The organism is Pseudolabrys sp. FHR47 (assembly GCF_005153485.1).
In the GTDB taxonomy this organism is placed as follows: Bacteria; Pseudomonadota; Alphaproteobacteria; order Rhizobiales; family Xanthobacteraceae; genus Pseudolabrys.
The window spans coordinates 2,837,586-2,854,768 of record NZ_CP039740.1 but is presented as its reverse complement, the minus strand read 5'-3'; the positions used below and the strand labels follow the sequence as shown (position 1 = coordinate 2,854,768).

The 17,183-nt window shown below is 63.2% G+C and carries 21 protein-coding genes; 13 read left to right on the top strand and 8 right to left on the bottom strand.

Features of this window, described 5'->3' with window-relative positions; translation table 11 throughout:
* Positions 1–62: 62 nt before the first annotated feature.
* A complete protein-coding gene (locus E8Q40_RS14025) occupies positions 63–518 on the bottom strand; it encodes a MarR family winged helix-turn-helix transcriptional regulator (RefSeq protein ID WP_168197842.1) in 456 nt (151 codons plus the stop codon).
* A gap of 173 nt (positions 519–691) precedes the next feature.
* On the opposite strand from E8Q40_RS14025, the gene E8Q40_RS14020 reads away from it, so the two are divergent.
* Positions 692–1,546, top strand: a complete 855-nt coding sequence (locus E8Q40_RS14020; RefSeq protein WP_370455189.1) for an alpha/beta fold hydrolase — start codon at positions 692–694, stop codon at positions 1,544–1,546.
* Between the two features lie 56 nt (positions 1,547–1,602).
* Here E8Q40_RS14020 and E8Q40_RS14015 read toward each other — a convergent pair whose 3' ends face one another.
* Both E8Q40_RS14015 and E8Q40_RS14010 read right to left on the bottom strand, forming a co-directional pair.
* Complete coding sequence (locus E8Q40_RS14015) at positions 1,603–2,094, bottom strand: SRPBCC family protein (RefSeq protein WP_137045134.1); 492 nt, start codon at positions 2,092–2,094, stop codon at positions 1,603–1,605.
* Positions 2,091–2,456, bottom strand: coding sequence for a metalloregulator ArsR/SmtB family transcription factor (locus E8Q40_RS14010; RefSeq protein ID WP_137045133.1), 366 nt, complete (start codon positions 2,454–2,456; stop codon positions 2,091–2,093). The genes E8Q40_RS14015 and E8Q40_RS14010 overlap by 4 nt, the downstream gene beginning before the upstream one ends.
* Before the next feature lie 123 nt (positions 2,457–2,579).
* Between E8Q40_RS14010 and E8Q40_RS14005 the strand changes: the two genes are divergently transcribed.
* Genes E8Q40_RS14005 through E8Q40_RS13995 form a run of 3 tightly spaced genes read left to right on the top strand, consistent with a single transcriptional unit; the run spans position 2,580 to position 3,569 of the window.
* Positions 2,580–2,837 carry a type II toxin-antitoxin system Phd/YefM family antitoxin gene (locus E8Q40_RS14005; RefSeq protein ID WP_137045132.1) on the top strand — a complete coding sequence of 86 codons (258 nt, stop codon included), beginning with the start codon at positions 2,580–2,582 and terminating at the stop codon, positions 2,835–2,837.
* Entirely contained in the window at positions 2,834–3,217 is a 384-nt protein-coding gene (locus tag E8Q40_RS14000; RefSeq protein ID WP_137045131.1) for a type II toxin-antitoxin system VapC family toxin, read from the top strand. Before E8Q40_RS14005 ends, E8Q40_RS14000 begins: the two co-directional genes overlap by 4 nt.
* A gap of 1 nt (position 3,218) precedes the next feature.
* Entirely contained in the window at positions 3,219–3,569 is a 351-nt protein-coding gene (locus tag E8Q40_RS13995; protein ID WP_137045130.1) for an ArsC family reductase, read from the top strand.
* On the opposite strand, the gene E8Q40_RS13990 is transcribed toward E8Q40_RS13995, so the two are convergent.
* Complete coding sequence (locus E8Q40_RS13990) at positions 3,535–4,464, bottom strand: LysR family transcriptional regulator (RefSeq protein ID WP_137046726.1); 930 nt, start codon at positions 4,462–4,464, stop codon at positions 3,535–3,537. The two genes, E8Q40_RS13995 and E8Q40_RS13990, sit on opposite strands and share 35 nt — an antisense overlap.
* Positions 4,465–4,477: 13 nt before the next feature.
* Complete coding sequence (locus tag E8Q40_RS13985) at positions 4,478–5,449, bottom strand: YeiH family protein (RefSeq protein WP_370455261.1); 972 nt, start codon at positions 5,447–5,449, stop codon at positions 4,478–4,480.
* 212 nt (positions 5,450–5,661) lie between these two features.
* Between E8Q40_RS13985 and E8Q40_RS13980 the strand changes: the two genes are divergently transcribed.
* The 5 genes from E8Q40_RS13980 (at position 5,662) to E8Q40_RS13960 (ending at position 10,591) form a co-directional block, all read left to right on the top strand.
* Positions 5,662–6,219 carry a flavin reductase family protein gene (locus E8Q40_RS13980; RefSeq protein WP_137045128.1) on the top strand — a complete coding sequence of 186 codons (558 nt, stop codon included), beginning with the start codon at positions 5,662–5,664 and terminating at the stop codon, positions 6,217–6,219.
* 206 nt (positions 6,220–6,425) lie between these two features.
* A complete protein-coding gene (locus E8Q40_RS13975) occupies positions 6,426–7,766 on the top strand; it encodes a dicarboxylate/amino acid:cation symporter (RefSeq protein ID WP_137045127.1) in 1,341 nt (446 codons plus the stop codon).
* A gap of 136 nt (positions 7,767–7,902) precedes the next feature.
* Positions 7,903–8,415 (top strand): Rrf2 family transcriptional regulator, encoded by a 513-nt coding sequence (locus E8Q40_RS13970; protein ID WP_137045126.1) that lies wholly within the window; start codon positions 7,903–7,905, stop codon positions 8,413–8,415.
* A gap of 4 nt (positions 8,416–8,419) precedes the next feature.
* A complete protein-coding gene (locus tag E8Q40_RS13965) occupies positions 8,420–8,881 on the top strand; it encodes a carboxymuconolactone decarboxylase family protein (protein ID WP_137045125.1) in 462 nt (153 codons plus the stop codon).
* A gap of 81 nt (positions 8,882–8,962) precedes the next feature.
* Entirely contained in the window at positions 8,963–10,591 is a 1,629-nt protein-coding gene (locus E8Q40_RS13960; RefSeq protein WP_168197840.1) for a peptide chain release factor 3, read from the top strand.
* Positions 10,592–10,702: 111 nt separating this feature from the next.
* On the opposite strand, the gene E8Q40_RS13955 is transcribed toward E8Q40_RS13960, so the two are convergent.
* The 3 genes from E8Q40_RS13955 to E8Q40_RS13945 all read right to left on the bottom strand — a co-directional run bounded on the left by E8Q40_RS13955 (position 10,703) and on the right by E8Q40_RS13945 (position 14,215).
* Entirely contained in the window at positions 10,703–11,767 is a 1,065-nt protein-coding gene (locus E8Q40_RS13955; RefSeq protein WP_137045124.1) for a linear amide C-N hydrolase, read from the bottom strand.
* Between the two features lie 79 nt (positions 11,768–11,846).
* A complete protein-coding gene (locus tag E8Q40_RS13950) occupies positions 11,847–12,815 on the bottom strand; it encodes a tripartite tricarboxylate transporter substrate binding protein (RefSeq protein WP_246662843.1) in 969 nt (322 codons plus the stop codon).
* Positions 12,816–12,844: 29 nt separating this feature from the next.
* Positions 12,845–14,215: an FAD-dependent oxidoreductase gene (locus tag E8Q40_RS13945; protein WP_137045123.1), complete on the bottom strand. Its 1,371-nt coding sequence runs from the start codon at positions 14,213–14,215 to the stop codon at positions 12,845–12,847.
* Positions 14,216–14,314: 99 nt separating this feature from the next.
* Between E8Q40_RS13945 and E8Q40_RS13940 the strand changes: the two genes are divergently transcribed.
* The 4 genes from E8Q40_RS13940 (at position 14,315) to E8Q40_RS13925 (ending at position 17,167) form a co-directional block, all read left to right on the top strand.
* The gene (locus E8Q40_RS13940) at positions 14,315–14,896 is read left to right on the top strand and encodes an NnrU family protein (protein ID WP_137045122.1); all 582 of its coding nucleotides are present in this window, start codon (positions 14,315–14,317) and stop codon (positions 14,894–14,896) included.
* A gap of 34 nt (positions 14,897–14,930) precedes the next feature.
* Positions 14,931–15,752: a 3-methyl-2-oxobutanoate hydroxymethyltransferase gene (gene panB, locus E8Q40_RS13935; RefSeq protein WP_137045121.1), complete on the top strand. Its 822-nt coding sequence runs from the start codon at positions 14,931–14,933 to the stop codon at positions 15,750–15,752.
* 222 nt (positions 15,753–15,974) lie between these two features.
* A complete protein-coding gene (locus tag E8Q40_RS13930; RefSeq protein WP_137045120.1) occupies positions 15,975–16,670 on the top strand; it encodes a tetratricopeptide repeat protein in 696 nt (231 codons plus the stop codon).
* 8 nt (positions 16,671–16,678) lie between these two features.
* Complete coding sequence (locus E8Q40_RS13925; protein WP_137045119.1) at positions 16,679–17,167, top strand: hypothetical protein; 489 nt, start codon at positions 16,679–16,681, stop codon at positions 17,165–17,167.
* The last annotated feature ends 16 nt before the right edge of the window (positions 17,168–17,183 follow it).

Below are 17,183 nucleotides of genomic sequence, written 5' to 3'. Positions count from 1 at the left end.
TGTATGCGTTGATGAGCCTGTTCCACGCCGGGCCGTGGCTGCGGCTTATCCAGCGTGGTTGATCAGCTGGGCCGGGGCCTGGCGCCGGCGTCGAGCTTGTCGCACAGCGTCCGGTGGATCTTCTGGAGCTGACGATTGAGGCTCGCGAGCTGGCTTTCGCTGACGCCGGAATTCTCGATCAGCGTATCGCCGAGACATTTGCACTTTGTGAGCAGCGCGCGGCCGGCAGCGGTCAGGTGCACGGTCACCTGCCGTTCGTCGGTGCTGCTGCGCTTGCGGTGAACGAAGCCGGCTTGCTCCAGCCGCTTCACCGGGGGCGTCACCGTGCTGGACTCGAGCCCCAGACGGGCGGCAATGGCGCCGATGGTCATTCCGTTTTGCTCGGCCAGCGCCGTCAGCATCAGATATTGCGGGTAGGTGATGCCTAGCTCGTCGAGCATCGGTTTGTAGGTTCGCGTAACTGCCATACTGGTGGCGTAAAGCGTGAAGCAGAAGTGTTCGTCGAGCGGACGGTGCACGGCCGGCGGTTCCCTTTGCGCGGCGCGGAGCGGCCGCTTGCGACGAAGGTATGACAGTCTGTGGCTCCGCGCAAATAGATATCGCGATAAATATTATCTTGACCGATGCGGCGATGCGCGCTAGAAAAAGATATCGCGATAATAAATATCGCAGTAACAAAATGGAGAGTGTTGTGAGCGAGACCAATGCGGGCGGCGGCTACATAACCGTCAAGGACGGCACCACAATCTTCTACAAGGACTGGGGCTCGAAGACCGCCCAGCCCATCGTTTTTCATCACGGCTGGCCGCTGAGCGCCGACGACTGGGACGCTCAGATGCTGTTTTTCCTCGGCGAGGGCTACCGCGTCATCGCCCACGACCGCCGCGGCCACGGGCGCTCCAGCCAGACCGACACCGGCAATGAAATGGACACCTATGCCGCCGACGTCGACGCACTGGCCGCGCATCTCGGCCTGAAGAACGCCATCCACGTCGGCCATTCGACCGGCGGCGGTGAAGTCGCGCGTTATGTCGCGCAGTATGGCGGCAATGGCCGCGTCGCCAAGGCCGCGCTGCTCGGCGCCGTGCCGCCGATCATGCTCAAGACCGCTGCCAATCCGGGCGGCTTGCCGCTCGACGTGTTCGACGGTTTCCGCACCGCGACCGCAAGCAACCGCGCGCAATTTTTCCGCGACGTTCCGGCCGGCCCGTTCTACGGCTTCAACCGTCCGGGCGCGGTGGTGTCGCAGGGCGTGATCGACAACTGGTGGCGGCAGGGCATGATGGGCGGCGCCAAGGCGCATTACGACTGTATCAAGGCCTTCTCGGAAACCGACTTTACCGACGACCTCAAGAAAATCGAGGTGCCGACCTTGGTGATGCATGGCGAAGACGACCAGATCGTGCCGATCGCCGACTCGGCTCTGCTTGCGGTCAAGCTGCTGAAGAAGGGTGAGCTCAAGACCTACAAGGGTTTCCCGCACGGCATGGCGACGACGCACGCCGACGTCATCAACAAGGATCTGCTGGCCTTCTTCAAGGCCTGAGATCGAAGGTTGATGAATGGAGACGCCCGCCTTGCGCGGGCGTCTCTTCATGCGGCTCAGGTCGGCTTGAAGCCGGCCTTGATGAAGGCGACCATCTGCGTCACCACGGTGCCCCAGCCGTCATGGAAGCCCATGTCCTCGTGTTTCTTGCGCGCGTCCTCGTTGCCGTGCATCGCAACCGCGGTGTAGCGGGTGCGCTCGCCGTTACCGTCGAGCAGTAGGTATGCGGTGAAGAATGGATTGGCAGCAGGCCGGTAGCCCGGCAGCAGCGTGTCGGTGAAGACGAGCTTCTTGTTGGGCACGACCTCGAGATAGCAGCCGATGTTTTCGAACTCCTGGCCTTCGGGGCCGCGCATGATCGAGCGGAAGATTCCGCCCGGCCGCAGGTCGATCTCGCATTCCGTCACCATCCACGGCTTGGGGCAAAACCAGTGCTTGAGATGCTCCGGCGTCGTCCACGCCTTCCAGACCAGATCGACCGGCACATCGATATTGCGCTCGAGCACGAGGTCGAGCTTCGGATCGGTCTTGAACGGCAGTGACGTCATTTCGTATCTCCCTTGCTTTTCATTTCGAGTAGGTATGCGTCGAGCTGATCGAGCCTTCGCTCCCACAGCTTTCTTTGTCTGCCGAGCCAGTCTTCGGCAATTTTGAAATTCTCCGGTGCCAGTGCGTAGGTGCGCACGCGGCCTTTCTTCTCCGAGCGCACGAGGCCGCAACCTTCGAGCACCTTCATGTGTTCGAGGAATGACGGCAGCGCCATACGGTAGGGCGCGGCGAGATCGCTCATCGAGGCGGGCTTCGCGCTCAGGCGCTCCAGCACGTCGCGGCGCGTCGGATCGGAGAGCGCGCGGAACACGCCGTCGATCGCGGTGGCGGTTGCATGATGTGGTGTGGTCGCCGGCGTCATGGAGGGACCTTATGATTGTTCGATACTTAGGTAAAGACCTAAGTTATATGACAGGTTGCCGCAGCCGCGTTGAAATGGACCATTCAATGGTCTAAATTGCGAGCCTGATCGGAGCATAGTCCCTTGCGAGTCCCAGTCACCGAAGCCAAAGGCCAACTGACCGAACTCGTCCGCCGCGCCGAAGCCGGCGAGGAGATCGTACTGACACGTCACGGCCAGCCGGCGGTTCGCCTTGTGCCGGTCGAGCACCAGCCGACGGCCGAAGAGAAACGAAAGATTCTCGAAGACATCAGCGAGCGCGCGAGCGCCAAGGCCCTTCCGGGACCTGATGCCGCGCGTAGCCAGGACTTCCTCTATGACGACGACGGCCTGCCGAAATGATCGCCGTCGATACGTCGGCGTTGATGGCCGTCATTCTCCGCGAACCATTGTGGAAGGCTTGCGTCGATGCGTTATCGGCGGAAGACCGCATTCTAATCTCGGCGGGCACGCTGGTCGAAGCCTTTATTGTGTCGCAGCGCCGGAACGTTGGCAGCGAGATGGTTGAATTGAGCCGCAGCATGAAAGTTCAAGCCATTGCCATCACGCAGTCGACTGCGGAGCGAATTTCCCTGATCTATTCTCGCTGGGGCCGAGGCAATCATCCGGCGGCGCTCAATTTCGGCGACTGCTTCGCTTACGACGTGGCGAAGGAGCATTCATGCCGGCTGCTCTACGTCGGCGACGATTTTGCATTAACGGATATCGAGAGCGTACTCTGACATGGCCATCACCATTTACGGCATCAAGAACTGCGACACGATGAAGAAGGCGCGCGCCTTTCTCGAAAAGAAGGGCGTCGAGTACGCTTTTCACGATTATAAGACCGCCGGTATCGACAAGGACAAGCTCGCCGGCTGGGTGAAGAAGGCCGGCTGGGAGACACTGCTGAACAAGGCCGGCACCACCTTCAAGAAACTGCCCGACAAGGACAAGGAAGGCCTGACCGAAGCCAAGGCCATCAAGCTGATGCTGGCGCAGCCATCGATGATCAAGCGTCCGGTGCTGGAGATCGGCGGCGGGAAAATCCTCGTCGGCTTCAAGCCGGACGCTTACGAAGCGGCGTTGGGCTAGCTTTTTCCGACGCCATGGCCAGCAATTCGTGCTCGGCCTGGCTGATCCAGCGCTCGCGGTGGCGGACAGCGTAGAATTGCCGCTTCGGCAAGGGGAAGTTCAACGCGGTGAGCGCGCCCGATGCCAGCGCGTCGTTGACGGCGAGTTTCGACAGGGCCGCCGCGCCGGCGCCGTGCTCGACCGCGGCACGGACCGCTTCGTTGCTCGGCAGTTCGAGCACGACGTCGAGCGTCGCGGGATCGAGGCCAAGAGCAGTGAGGGCATCCTCGAAGATCGAGCGCGTCGCCGAGCCGCGTTCGCGAAACACCCAGCGCATTTCCTTCAGATCGGTGGCACGCAACGGCTGGCGGCGTTTGGGCTGCCGGTGCTCCAAGGCCCGGTCGGCGCGGGTGACGACGATGAGTTGGTCGTCGGCGACGGGGATCGCGGTCAGGGCCGGCTCATCGATCTCGCCTTCGACAAAGCCGAGATCGACCGCGCCGTCGCGCACCATGGCCGCGACGGTTTCGGTGTTGCCGACGGTGAGATTGAGGGCGATGCCGGGATATTTTTCGCGGTAGCGTGCCATCAGTGGCGGCATCCAGTAGCTGGCGACGGTCTGGCTGGCGGCCAGGCTAAGCGAGCCGCGCTTGAGGCCCGCCAGATCGGCGAGCACGTTTTCCGCCGCCGCGGCGCGGGCCAGCACCGCACGGGCTTCGGCCAGGAACAGCCGGCCGCTTTCCGTCAGTTCGATGCGCCGGCCGACGCGGTCGAACAGCCGCACGCCGTAACGAGCCTCCAGCGCGCTCACCGCAGCGCTGACTGCCGACTGGGTGAGGTTGAGCGCACGCGCAGCCTGCGTGACATGTTCGCGCTCGGCGACCGCAACGAAGATGCGCAGTTGTTCCAGCGTCATGCTCATGGGCGGATCATGCGTAGACGAGCTTCACCAGGATCAGGCTCAACGCCGAGATGAACAGCGAGGCGACAAGCCCGAGCAGAAGCGGGCGCAAGCCTTTGCGTTTCAGTTTGGCGATGTCCGTTTCCAGCCCCATCGCCGCCAGCGCGACCGACAAGAGGAACGCGGTGGTCGGCACGATGAGTTCTTTCGCGGCGGCGGGAATGGTGACGAGGCTGTTGACAATAATGAGCGCGATGAAGCCGAACACGAACCACGGCAACGGCGGCGCCTTGCTCAAGTCTTTACCCGTGCCGAGACGGCGGCTGGCGATGACGCCGAGCGCGATGACCAGCGGCGCCAGCAGGATGACGCGCGACAGCTTGGCGATGGTGCCGAAATAACCGGCTTGCTCGCCATCCTGATAGGCGGCGGCGACCACCTGCGCGATCTCATGGATCGAAGCGCCGCTCCACAGGCCGTATTCGTGCGGCGTGAGATGCAACAGGCCGGGCAGCAGCGGATAGACGAACATGGCGATCGAGCCGAACACGGTGACGCTTGCCACGGCATAAGCGACGTCCTCGTCGGGGCCCTGCGTCACCGTATTGGTCGCGATGACCGCGGAGGCGCCGCAGATCGAGGTGCCGGCGGCGATCAGCTCGGAGAGCTTGCTGTCGACGCCGATCAGCGCGCCGAACCACTTGGTGAAGACAAACGTTGCCACCAGGGTGACGACGATGATGGCGACCCCGGTGGCGCCCACTTCGGCCACCTGCGCGGCTGTCAGTTGCAGCCCGAGCAGGATGATGGCGAAGCGCAGGATGCGGCGGAGCGAGAAGGTGATGCCGGCTTTGGCGCGCAGCGGCGTGCCGACGAGATTGTGGAAGGCGATGCCGATGAGGATGGCGAGGATCATCGGGCTCAGGATCGAGACGCCCGGGATCAGCCGCAGGCCGAAGGCGGCGGCGGCGATCGCGAAGGTGAGGGCGAGGCCGGGCAGGACGACGGTCACGCTGGCGCGCAGGCGGGCGGCCGCCGACGGGGCGGAATCGGGGGCAACGGCGGTCATGAGGGCATTTCCGGAGTTCAATTCGAGAGGGAATGCGCCGATCATGGGTTGGCCTGAATGTTCGATCCAATTCATTATATAGCACGAACTGTTCGATTTGAACGAACGAAAGTCCGGGCCGAACGGTCGAGGAGGGCCAAGCCATGAAGCCGATCCGGAAGACCGATTTCCCGGTGGCCGAGGTCCGCCGGTTTCTCGAGCCGGGCCCGGTGGTGCTGGTGTCGTCAGCCTATAAGGGCGAGCGGAACATCATGACGATGGGCTGGCACACGGTGATGGAATTCACGCCGGCTTTGGTTGGCTGCGTCATCTCGAGCGGCAATCATTCGTTCGAACTGATCCGCCGCTCGAGGCAATGCGTGATCAACGTGCCGACGGTTGATCTCGCTTCGGTGGTGGCGCAGATCGGCAACTGTTCCGGCGCCGATACGGACAAGTTCGCCACTTTCAAACTCACGGCAGAAGAGGCGGATGAGGTGAAGGCGCCGCTGATCGGCGAGTGCAACGCCAATCTTGAATGCAAGCTGCACGACGGCCGGCTGATCGATCGCTACAACTTCTTCATCTTCGAGGTGGTGAAGGCGCATGCGGCGCGCACGCCGAAATATCCCAAAACCATCCATTATCGCGGCGAGGGGCAGTTCATGGTGTCGGGCCGCTCGCTCAACCTGCGTCGCCATTTCCGTCCCGGCATGCTGTAGGGCGGTTCGGTGCTGCTGGAGAAGTAACAGCAGATCGAAGGCTTAGCCTGCTTGTCTTGGTCTTTCGTCGCAACGATCGGCATGTGCGACCCGTTTCTTTTGGCATGGCAAGCCGCATCAATTCTGCATGACTGGCCTTGCTGGACGTCGGTGCGCGAGCCTATGTGCGCAGCGAAACGTCCCTTCGAACGGCAAGAAGCAATAACATGTCGCAAATCGCAGTTCCGGCGCCGGCCACGGCGGCGCGCCCGCACACGCCCTGGTATCGCATCCTCTATATCCAGGTCCTGATCGCCATCGCGATTGGTATTCTGCTCGGTCACTACTGGCCCGATCTTGGCAAGGCCATGAAGCCTTTCGGCGACGGCTTCATCGCGCTCATCAAGATGATGATCGCACCGGTCATCTTCTGTACGGTGGTTCACGGCATTTCGTCGATGGGCGATTTGCGCCGTGTCGGCCGCGTCGGCGTCAAGACGCTGCTTTATTTCGAAATCGTCTCCACGCTGGCGCTGGCCATCGGCCTCATCGTCGGTGAGCTGTTGCAGCCCGGTGCCGGATTCAACATCGACCCGGCGTCGCTCGACATGAAATCGGTGGCGACCTACGTCACGCGCGCCAAGGAAGACGGCATCGTCGCGCATCTTTTGGCTATTATCCCCAGCAGTTATTTCGACGCGCTGGCCAAGGGCGATCTGTTGCAGGTGTTGCTGGTATCGATCCTGTCTGGCTTCGCCATCGCAGCGCTGGGAGAGCGCGGCCAGCCGATCGCTCATGCGATCGATCAAGCGGCGAAAGTGTTCTTCGGCGTCATCCGCATGGTGGTGCGCGTCGCGCCGATCGGCGCCTTCGGCGCCATGGCCTTCACCATCGGTGCTTATGGGATTGGTTCGCTCACCAGACTGGCGATGCTGATCGGCACCTTCTACCTGACCAGCCTGCTGTTCGTGCTGCTGGTGCTGGGCGCCATCGCGAAACTATCGGGCTTTTCGATCATTCGCTTCCTCGCTTACATCAAGGACGAGCTTTTGATCGTGCTCGGCACGTCGTCTTCCGAGACGGTCCTGCCGCAGATGATCCAGAAGATGGAGCATCTCGGTGCCTCGCGGCCGGTGGTCGGCCTCGTCATTCCGACCGGCTATTCGTTCAACCTCGATGGCACCAACATCTACATGACGCTGGCGACCTTGTTCCTGGCGCAGGCGACCAACACGCACCTGACCATCTGGCAGGAACTCGGCATTCTCGGCATCGCCATGGTCACGTCGAAGGGTGCCTCGGGCGTGACCGGCGCCGGTTTCGTCACACTGGCGGCGACGCTTGCCATCGTGCCGGATATTCCGATCGGCTCGCTGGCGCTGCTGCTCGGCATCGACAAGTTCATGAGCGAGTGCCGTGCGCTGACCAACCTCGTCGGCAATGGTGTCGCTTGCATCGTCATCAGCCGCTCGGAGGGCGAACTCGACAAGGAGGCGCTGCACCACACTATGGCACATCCGCTTCTGGAGGGCGAAGCCCAGGAACCGGGCGCCGTCAAAGCGGCCTGAGTCCCACATTCCTTCCGCATGCTGCCTGCGCGGCCCTTCGGGGCCGCGCTTTTCTTTGGCCAGTTGACACGCAGGATAATCATGGATATAACGTATCCATGATTAAAAAAGACTCGGACTCCACGGAGGCGAGAGCATGAAACTCGGCGACGGCGTCGAACAGGCGATCCACTGCGTGCTGCTGATGAGCGGCCTGTCGGAGACGGGCGTGCTGTCGGCTCAGGCGCTGGCGGAGTTTCACGGTGTGTCGCCGAGCTATCTGCTCAAGCACTTGCAGGCGATGGCCGGGGCGGGGCTCCTGGAATCCGTGCCGGGGCCGAAAGGTGGCTATCGGCTGGCCAAACCCGCGGACAAGATCACGCTGCTCGATATCGTGGTCGCGGTCGAAGGGCCGGAGCCGGCCTTCCGCTGTGCCGAAATTCGCCAGCGCGGACCGAACCCGGTCGCCAAACACTTCTTCAAATCGCCCTGCGCGGTGAATGCCGCGATGCTCAAGGCCGAACGGGCGTACCGCGCCGAGCTGAAGCAGGTGACGATCGCCGATCTTGGCAGCCGCGGCGGCAGTGAGCTGGGCAAAGCCATCGCGACGCGCAGCTGCGCCTTCTTCGATCTTCACGAACGTAACCGATCAACTACAGCAAAGGAGTAAAGCCATGAAGGCACGTTTCGATTTCAATGCTGTCGCGCCGGAAGCGACCAAAGCCATGATCGCGCTGGAGATGCACTGCAAGAACAGCGGCCTGCCGATGCGGCTGTTCCATCTGATCAAGCTACGTGCGTCCATCATCAACGGCTGCGCTTATTGCGTCGACATGCACGTCAAGGAGTCGCGCGCCGATGGTCTGTCCGAGCAATGGATCAACCTGGTCTCGGCCTGGCACGAGTCGACCGTGTTCACTGATGAGGAGCGGGCGGTGCTGGCCTTTACCGACTCGCTGACATTGGTGGCGCAGACCCGTGCGCCGGATGCCGACTACGAAGATCTGCGCAAGTATTTCAGCGAAGCCGACATCGCCAAGATCATCATGGTGATCGGCGCCATCAATGCCTGGAACCGGATCGCGGTCGGCACCCGCAAGAAGCACCCTGTGGAAGCGCCCGCCAAAGCGGCCTGAGCGGGGCCGGAGCCTCCCAGACCGGGCCAAAAGCAGGGAAAAGCCTTGAAATAAGGCGCTTTCCCTGCCACATGCCCGGCCATGGATCAGACTGCCGAAATGGCCGATTCGGGCCCGAAATTGCGGAATTCCTCGCCTCTGGCGGCGGAAGTCGACCGCCGCCGCACCTTTGCGATCATTTCGCACCCGGACGCCGGCAAGACCACGCTCACCGAAAAGCTGCTGCTGTTCGGCGGCGCCATCAATCTTGCCGGTCAGGTCAAGGCCAAGCGCGACCGACGCTCGACCCGGTCGGACTGGATGGGCATTGAAAAGGAGCGCGGCATTTCGGTCGTCACCTCGGTGATGACCTTCGATTACGATGGCCGCGTCTTCAACCTGCTGGACACGCCGGGCCATGAGGACTTCTCCGAAGACACCTACCGCACGCTGACCGCGGTCGATAGCGCGGTCATGGTGATCGACGCTGCCAAGGGCATCGAGGCACGCACGCGCAAGCTGTTCGAGGTGTGCCGGCTGCGCGATATCCCGATCATCACCTTTATCAATAAAATGGATCGCGAGAGCCGCGACCCGTTCGAAATTCTCGACGAGATCGAGAAGACGCTCGCGCTCGATACGACGCCGATGACGTGGCCGATCGGCATGGGCCGCGACTTCGCCGGCACCTACGATGTCCGCCGCGGAGACATGCGGCTGATGGTCGAGGACTCCAAGGATGCCCAGTCTCAGCCGCTCGATCTCAAAATGCTCGCGGCGAAGAACCCGATGCTCGATGCCGACGCCATCGCCGAGGAACTGTCGCTGATCAAGGAGGCGTGCAAGCCGTTCGATTTCGCCGCCTTCCGCGAGGGCCATCTCACGCCGGTTTATTTCGGCTCGGCGCTGAAGAACTTCGGCGTCAAGGATCTGCTCGACGCGCTCGCCGAATTCGCGCCGTCGCCGCGGCCGCAAACGTCGTCCGGCCGCACGGTGGAGCCGGAAGAGAACAACATGTCGGCCTTCGTGTTCAAGATTCAAGCCAACATGGACCCGAACCACCGCGACCGCATCGCCTTCGCGCGGCTGGTCTCGGGCCGGCTGCGCCGCGGCATGCGCGCCAAGCTGGTACGCACCGGCAAACCGATGACTTTGTCGGCGCCGCAGTTCTTCTTCGCGCAGGATCGCTCCATCGCCGATGAGGCTTTCGCTGGCGACGTGGTCGGCATTCCCAATCACGGCACGCTGCGGATCGGTGACACGCTGACCGAAGGCGAGGACATCAAGTTCATGGGCGTGCCGATGTTCGCGCCGGAAATCCTGAGGCGCGTCAAGCTCGGCGATCCGATGAAGGCCAAGAAGCTGAAAGAGGCCTTGCAGCAGATGGCGGAAGAGGGCGTCGTGCAGGTGTTTCGCCCGCTCGACGGCGCGCCGGCCATGGTCGGCGTCGTTGGCTCGCTACAGCTCGACGTGTTGAAGGTGCGGCTCAAGGACGAATACGGTCTCGAGATCGGTTTCGATCAGCCGGAATTCCAGCTCGCGCGCTGGATCTCCTGCGATGACGATAAGAAGCTGAACGACTTCGTGCAGGCCAATTACTCGTCCTGCGCCGAAGACCTCGATGGCGACAAGGTGTTCATGGCGCGCAACCAGTTCATCCTCGATTACACCGGCGAACGCGCGCCCGGCATCGTCTTCAACGACATCAAGGACGTGAAGAAGGCGGAGTAGTGGTTGTCATTCCGGGGCGCGCTGAAAGCGCAAACCCGGAATCCATAACCACGGCCGTGGAGTATGGATTCCGGGCCCGCCACTTCGTGGCGTCCCGGAATGACAACGAGATTACTGTACTCCCAAAAACTTGAACGGCGCGGCGTCCTTGAATTCCTTGGTCGCGTCGCCGGAGAAGGTGCGGTTCTGGTTCGGGCCGAGGTCGAGCTCCTTCACTTTGCCGGTGTCCTTTGAGAAATCGATCTTGTTGAGATCGACCCAGAACGTATTCGGCGTCAGCGCCGATTCGAAGAAATAGAGCCTGCGCTTGTGGTCGACGACGGTACGCCATCGCGTCGATGAAATGTTCGGCTGGTCCGGTGTCGAGATGCCGTAGGGCACCGAGGCGTTGCGAATGACGCTGAACACGGCGGCCAGCGCGAGGTTCGGGTCGTCGAACTTCGGTACGGCGTTAATGTAGAATGAGGCGCGCGCGAAGCGATCCGCGGCGCGGTTGGTGCCGGGCAGCATCACGGTGCCGCCAATGCTTTGCCAGTAGGCATTCAGTGCCAGTTGCTGGTCGAAGAGCGGCGAGTTGGTCATCACCTGATAGGTGCGGCTGTGGTGGATGACGAGCTTGCCGCCGATATATTCGAAGATCGCGCTGTCACCGCTCGCGTCCGACAGCGACATGTGCAACGTCGTCAGAAGCTGCTGGCCGGGCACATTGTCGGTGACGATGGTGAACGGCTCGTCCTTCAGCGCCGCGACCGCCTCGGCGACGGTGGCGAAATTGTCCAGCGCGTATTGCGCCCAGGCGGCGATGGTCAGGCCGGGCTTGCTGCCGTCGAACTTCGGATAATCGGATTCGACAAGCCAGAGCAGGTTGGCGGCGAGACCTGCTTCGTTGACACCGTCCGTGGTCGAGACCTCAAAGCCCGAGACGACGACGCTGCCGTATTTCGACGTCCACTTGATGGTATTGGCTCCGGTCTCGCCGCTGCGCGTCATGCCGCGGGGGAAGATCCAGAGATTGGATGTGATCTCGCTTTTCCAGTCCATCGACCGGGCGGTGATGACGATGTCGTTCGTGCCGAGATAGACCGCGCGCGTGCAGGCGTCGGCACCCAAGGGCGCGAGCGCCAGAGCGCCTGCGGTGATCCAGGTGAGGGTCGTTCGTATTTGAGAGAAAAGCATGGGATACCTCCTTCTGGTTGAAGGAGGTTTGCATTCTCTCGCGGCGGGCAAATTGATCTAGCGCAGGGTCGCCCCGGCGCTAGTTCACCTTCACATCCGACGCCTTGATCACCGGGCCCCAGCGGTCGATTTCGCTGTCGATGCGGGCGCGGAACTGCTCCGGCGTATTGCCGACCGGCACCATCAAGGTCTTGGCGAGCTTCTCTTTCACGTCCGGCATCTTGATGATGGCGACAACGTCCTTGTTGATGGCGTCAACGATCGGCTTCGGCGTGCCGCCCGGCGCGATCAGGCCCATCCAGGCGTCGGCATCGACGTCGATTCCGCTTTCCTTCAGTGTCGGCAAATCGGCGATATAAGGGGAGCGCTCGGCGGTCGAGACCGCGAGCGCCTTCACCTTGCCCTCTTTGGCTTGCGACATCACCGAGATCGCCGGCAGGCACGCCATCTGCGCGTCGTTGCGGATGACGGCGAGCACGGCTTCGGGCGACGACTTGTACGGGATGTGCACGAGCTTGGTGCCGGCCTTGATGGCCACGGCTTCCATAGCGAGGTGCGACAACGAGCCGTTGCCGATCGAGGAGAAGTTGTACTTGCCAGGATTGGCCTTCATCAGCGCGACGAGGTCCTTCACCGAATTGACGCCGAGGTCGTTCGACACCGCGAGCACGCTCGGCTGGGTGATGAGCTGGGTCACCGCCGCGATATCCTTCTTCGGATCGTAAGGCAGCGACGAGAACAGCAGCGTGTTGATCGCGAGCGGGCCACCAATCGACACACCGATGGTCGAGCCATCCGGGGTTGCCTTGGCGACGGCATCGGTGCCGGTGTTGCCGCCGGCGCCGGCCTTGTTTTCGACGACGAAGGTCGCATTCGGATACTGCTTGCCGAGCTGCTCGGCGATCAGGCGCGCCACGATGTCGGGCGTTGAGCCGGGGCCGAACGGCGCAATGATGCGCACGTTTTTCGGGGGCCAGGCGGTCTGCGCCTGAGCGGGCAGGGCCAGCGCGGCAAGCGCCCACAGGCCGAGCGCGATCTTCTTCAACATCGGGTGTCTCCTCCGGGTTTCTTATTACCTCAAGCGGTATCGCGGCCGAGATAGACGCCGTCGCGTTGCAGCATGTCCTGCAAAGCCTTGACGGAAATATCCGCGCTGGCGGCATTTCCGGCAAGCGAAAGATGCGCGGCGGTACCGGCGGCCTGACCCATGACGAAACAGCCGCCCGACACGCGCGCCGCCGACTGGCCCTCATGGGTCATCGAGGCGCAGCGGCCGGCCACCATGAGATTGTCGAAGGCGCGGCCCTGCGCATCGACCGGTAGCAGCATGCGCAAGGGCAGGTGGTTGAAGCCGCGCGACTGGGGGATATCCGGCCAGCGCCAGATCACGTCACCTTCGGCGTGGTTCTCGATCGGCCAGCCGTTGACGCCGACGGTATCGTCGAAAGAGGCGCAGGTGAGCACATCGTCGGCGGTGAGCTGGTAGCGCCCGGTGATGCGCCGCGTCTCGCGCACGCCGAGCTGCGGCGGGATATCGACGACATAGGCGTCCTTGAAGCCCGGCGCCTCGCGGCGCAGGAATTTGAAGAATTCGATGGCCTGCTTGCGGCCTTCGATCTCGCCGCCGGAGAGTTCGACGGCATCGGTGGCATCGACGGCGCGGCCAGCCAAGTTCTTGACCTGCGTGACGTTCACACGCCATTCGCTCGTATGTTTCATCGGCCGGACGATGCCGCCCTTGCGCGGAAACTTGATGCCGCGCTTTTCGGCCTCAATCATCAGCGCCGGAATGCTGCGCCAGGCTTCGCCGGCCGCGGCCGCATCGACATTGTTCACGCGGAACATCATGGTCGGGTAGAGCGTGTTGCCGGCCTCGTCGCCTTTCTCGAAGGCGGCGCCGGCGAACACGGCAAGATCGCCATCGCCCGAGCAGTCGATGAAGGCGCGCGCCAGCACGGCGCCGCGCCCGGACTTGTCCTCGATCAGCAGCGCCTTGATACGCGTATCGCTCTCCATCACAACGCCGACCGCGAGCGTGTGGAATCGGAGTTCGACCTTGTGCGCGAGCAGAAGATCGTCCGCTGCGCATTTGAACGCCGCGGTGTCATAGGCCTGCGCCATGATCTTGCCGAGCACCATATGCGGCGCGTTGAGACCGCCGAGCTTGTCGATCCGCGCCAAGAGATCGTCGGCGACGCCGTGCACGACCTGTTTGATCTCGCCATGCACGTTCGCATGGAGTCCGCAGAAATTGGTGACCCCGGCCGCCGTGCCCATGCCGCCGAGAAAACCGTAACGCTCGATCAGCAGCACGCGCCGCCCATGTTGACCGGCGGCGGCCGCCGCTGCGATGCCGGCCGGGCCGCCGCCCAGCACCACGACGTCGTATTCGCCGATCACCGGCGTCTGGCGCGCCGGTTCGGTGATGGTGGAACGGCTTGCGGGCATTGGCGGATTTCCGGAGGTTGCAGTGCGGTAAACGGCTTGCAATGCAAGCCGTCATCGCCTCTACTGCGCCGCCAATAGTTACGTCAATCCGGGTGCATTATGGGCCTCACTATCCTCATCGCCGGGCTGGCGATCTTTCATGCCTCGCATCTGTTCGTGACCAAACGCGATGCCCGCGCCGCCGCGATCGAGCGGCTCGGCACAAACGGCTATCGCGTCGTCTTCTCAATCGTGTCGCTCGCCGGCCTCGCACTGATCGTCTGGGGCTTCGCGCAATATCGCGCCACCGGCTGGATCGACGTCTGGTATCCGCCGGCCTTCACGCGCCACATCGCCGCGACGCTGATGCTGTTCGCGTCGATCTTTTTCGTCGCGACCTACATCCCCAGCCACATCAAGACAAAGCTCAAGCATCCGATGCTCACGAGCATCAAGACCTGGGCGCTGGCGCATCTCATTGCCAATGGCGATCTTGGCTCGATCCTGCTGTTCGGTTCGTTCCTGGCTTGGGGCGTGATGGCGCGCATCGCCGCCAAGAAGCGCGGCGATAACGGACCCGCCACCGCGCCATCCGGCTACCGCAATGATGTCATCGTCATTGTCATCGGCCTCGCGCTTTATGGCGTGCTCAGCGTCTACTTCCATCCTTACGTCATCGGCGTGCCTGTCTTTTCGCGATAGAGCTTTGACGCGATAACTGCCCGGGAGACCAACAGTGTCGGTTCAGGAACAGATCAAGCGCTTCACCGCGCCGGATATCCGCGCGCGCAAGGGCGGCGAGCCCATCGTGATGCTGACGTCGTATCACGCTCACACGGCGCGGCTCGCCGACAAATACTGCGACGTCATTCTCGTTGGCGACTCGCTTGGCATGGTGATGCACGGTCTCGAGACCACTGTGCCGGTGACGCTCGACATGATGATCCTGCAGGGCCACGCGGTGATGCGTGGCTCGGCGCGCGCGCTCGTCGTGGTCGATATGCCGTTCGGCTCCTACGAGGCGTCGAAGGAGCAGGCCTTCATGAGCGCGGCGCGCGTTATGAAGGAAACCGGCTGTGGCGCCATCAAGATGGAAGGCGGCGCGCGCATGGCGGAGACCATCCGCTTCCTGGTCGAGCGCGGCGTGCCGGTGATGGCGCATGTCGGCCTCACGCCGCAGTCGATCAACACCATCGGCTCGTTCCGCGCGCAGGGGCGTGATGAGACCGACTGGGCGCCGATCGAGCAGGACGCCATTGCGGTCAGCGAAGCCGGCGCCTTCTCGGTGGTGCTCGAAGCGATTGCCGAGCCGCTGGGGCGCAAGATCACCGAGACAGTGCCGATCCCGACCATCGGTATCGGCGCCTCGGTCGCCTGCGACGGGCAGGTGCTGGTGATGGAAGACATGCTGGGCCTGACGCCGCGGGTGCCGAAATTCGTCAAGCGCTTCGGCGACCTCGGCCCCGGCATCGAAAAGGCCATGGCCGATTATGCCGCCGAGGTCCGGGCCCGGACCTTCCCGGCGCCCGAGCACACTTATCCGATGAAGAAGAAGTAGGGGCGGGCGGGGCCCGTAGCCCGGATGAGCGGAGCGAAATCCGGGTTGCTCTGTCCCGCATTGCGCTTCGCTCCATGCGGGCTACGCGCTGTGCCCCGCTAACCCCCTGAATCTTAAAGACTGTCCGGGGCGCTTTTTGCCTTGCGGCCGCCATACCGCTAGGTTACGCCGCTTGCGCCCGGACCGGGTTGGGGCGGGTTTTGAAGGTGCGGGGAGCCATTCGTGGCCGATATTTTCAACGAAGTTGACGAGGAAGTCCGGCGCGAGAAGCTGAAGGCGTTCTGGGACCGCTACAGCATTTTCGTCATTGCTGCCGCCGTGCTCATCGTCGCCGGTATCGGCGGCTGGCGCGCCTACGAATATTACGTCGCCCAGAAGGCGGCGGTTGCCGGGGCGACCTTCGAGGAAGCCGTCGCCCTCAGCGAGCAGGGCAAGCACGCCGAGGCCGAGAAGGCCTTTGCCAAGGTCGCCGCCGAGGCGCCGAAGGGTTACGCCGCTTTGGCCCGGTTCCGGGCCGCTGCCGAACTTGCCGCTGTCAGCCCGGATAAGCCGGAGCAGGCGGTGAATGCCTACAGCGCGATCGCTGCTGACGGCTCGCTTGGTCAGCTCTGGCAGGATCTCGCGGCGCTGCGTGCCGGGCTGCTGGTGGTCGACACCGCGCCCTTTGCCGATCTGCGCGCAAGGCTCGAGCCGATCACGGCGGCGGGCCGGCCCTATCGTCACAGCGCGCGCGAACTGCTGGCGCTGTCGGCGTACCGCGCCAACGATCTTGCCGAAGCCAAGCGCTATATCGATATGATCACCGCCGATGTCGAAACGCCGCCGGGCTCGCGTCAGCGCGTCGAGGTCCTTTCGGCGCTCATTGCCGGCGAAGGCAAGGCTGCCGCCGAGAGGGTCGGCGACGGCAAGAAAGGTTGAGGTTTTTGATGCGCCGCCTGCCACGCATCGCGTTGTTGTCTCTGCTGGTGCTCGCCGCGCCGGTCTTGTCGGGCTGCGCCAATTTCGATCCCGACAATCTCGACATCTTCGGGCTGAACGAAAAGAAGAAGCTGCCCGGCGAGCGCAAGGACCTGTTCCCCGAGGGTGTGCCGGGCGTGAGCCAGGGCATTCCGCCGGAATACCGGATGGGCGCGCAGACGGCCGCGGGCGCGGATGCCGCGGCTGCGCAGCAACCGGCCGCCGCGCCGGTTGAACCGCAAAAGCCGAAGCCGGCACCGAAGCGAACCGTCAAGCGCACGACGCCAAAGCCGACCGCTGCGGCTCCGGTTGCGCCGGTGCAATCGCAGGAAGCGCCGGCCGCCCAGCAGACGTCGCAGCCGTCATCCGGCTGGCCGGCACCTGCGCAAGGCACGACATCGTCGTCGGGCGCCTCCGGATGGCCAGCGCCGCAGCCGTCCGGTACGTTCCAGCGCTAGATTAGAGCGGGTCCCG

Excerpts from the sequence above, each read along its gene's own strand:
- E8Q40_RS13995 (WP_137045130.1), top strand. The coding sequence starts at position 3,219 with ATGGCCATCACCATTTACGGCATCAAGAACTGCGACACGATGAAGAAG.
- E8Q40_RS13950 (WP_246662843.1), bottom strand. The coding sequence starts at position 12,815 with ATGTTGAAGAAGATCGCGCTCGGCCTGTGGGCGCTTGCCGCGCTGGCC.
- E8Q40_RS13960 (WP_168197840.1), top strand. The coding sequence starts at position 8,963 with ATGGATCAGACTGCCGAAATGGCCGATTCGGGCCCGAAATTGCGGAAT.
- E8Q40_RS13980 (WP_137045128.1), top strand. The coding sequence starts at position 5,662 with ATGAAGCCGATCCGGAAGACCGATTTCCCGGTGGCCGAGGTCCGCCGG.
- E8Q40_RS13975 (WP_137045127.1), top strand. The coding sequence starts at position 6,426 with ATGTCGCAAATCGCAGTTCCGGCGCCGGCCACGGCGGCGCGCCCGCAC.
- E8Q40_RS13990 (WP_137046726.1), bottom strand. The coding sequence starts at position 4,464 with ATGACGCTGGAACAACTGCGCATCTTCGTTGCGGTCGCCGAGCGCGAA.
- E8Q40_RS13940 (WP_137045122.1), top strand. The coding sequence starts at position 14,315 with ATGGGCCTCACTATCCTCATCGCCGGGCTGGCGATCTTTCATGCCTCG.
- E8Q40_RS13955 (WP_137045124.1), bottom strand. The coding sequence starts at position 11,767 with ATGCTTTTCTCTCAAATACGAACGACCCTCACCTGGATCACCGCAGGC.
- E8Q40_RS13965 (WP_137045125.1), top strand. The coding sequence starts at position 8,420 with ATGAAGGCACGTTTCGATTTCAATGCTGTCGCGCCGGAAGCGACCAAA.
- E8Q40_RS13925 (WP_137045119.1), top strand. The coding sequence starts at position 16,679 with ATGCGCCGCCTGCCACGCATCGCGTTGTTGTCTCTGCTGGTGCTCGCC.
- E8Q40_RS14000 (WP_137045131.1), top strand. The coding sequence starts at position 2,834 with ATGATCGCCGTCGATACGTCGGCGTTGATGGCCGTCATTCTCCGCGAA.
- E8Q40_RS13970 (WP_137045126.1), top strand. The coding sequence starts at position 7,903 with ATGAAACTCGGCGACGGCGTCGAACAGGCGATCCACTGCGTGCTGCTG.
- E8Q40_RS14010 (WP_137045133.1), bottom strand. The coding sequence starts at position 2,456 with ATGACGCCGGCGACCACACCACATCATGCAACCGCCACCGCGATCGAC.
- E8Q40_RS14015 (WP_137045134.1), bottom strand. The coding sequence starts at position 2,094 with ATGACGTCACTGCCGTTCAAGACCGATCCGAAGCTCGACCTCGTGCTC.
- E8Q40_RS13945 (WP_137045123.1), bottom strand. The coding sequence starts at position 14,215 with ATGCCCGCAAGCCGTTCCACCATCACCGAACCGGCGCGCCAGACGCCG.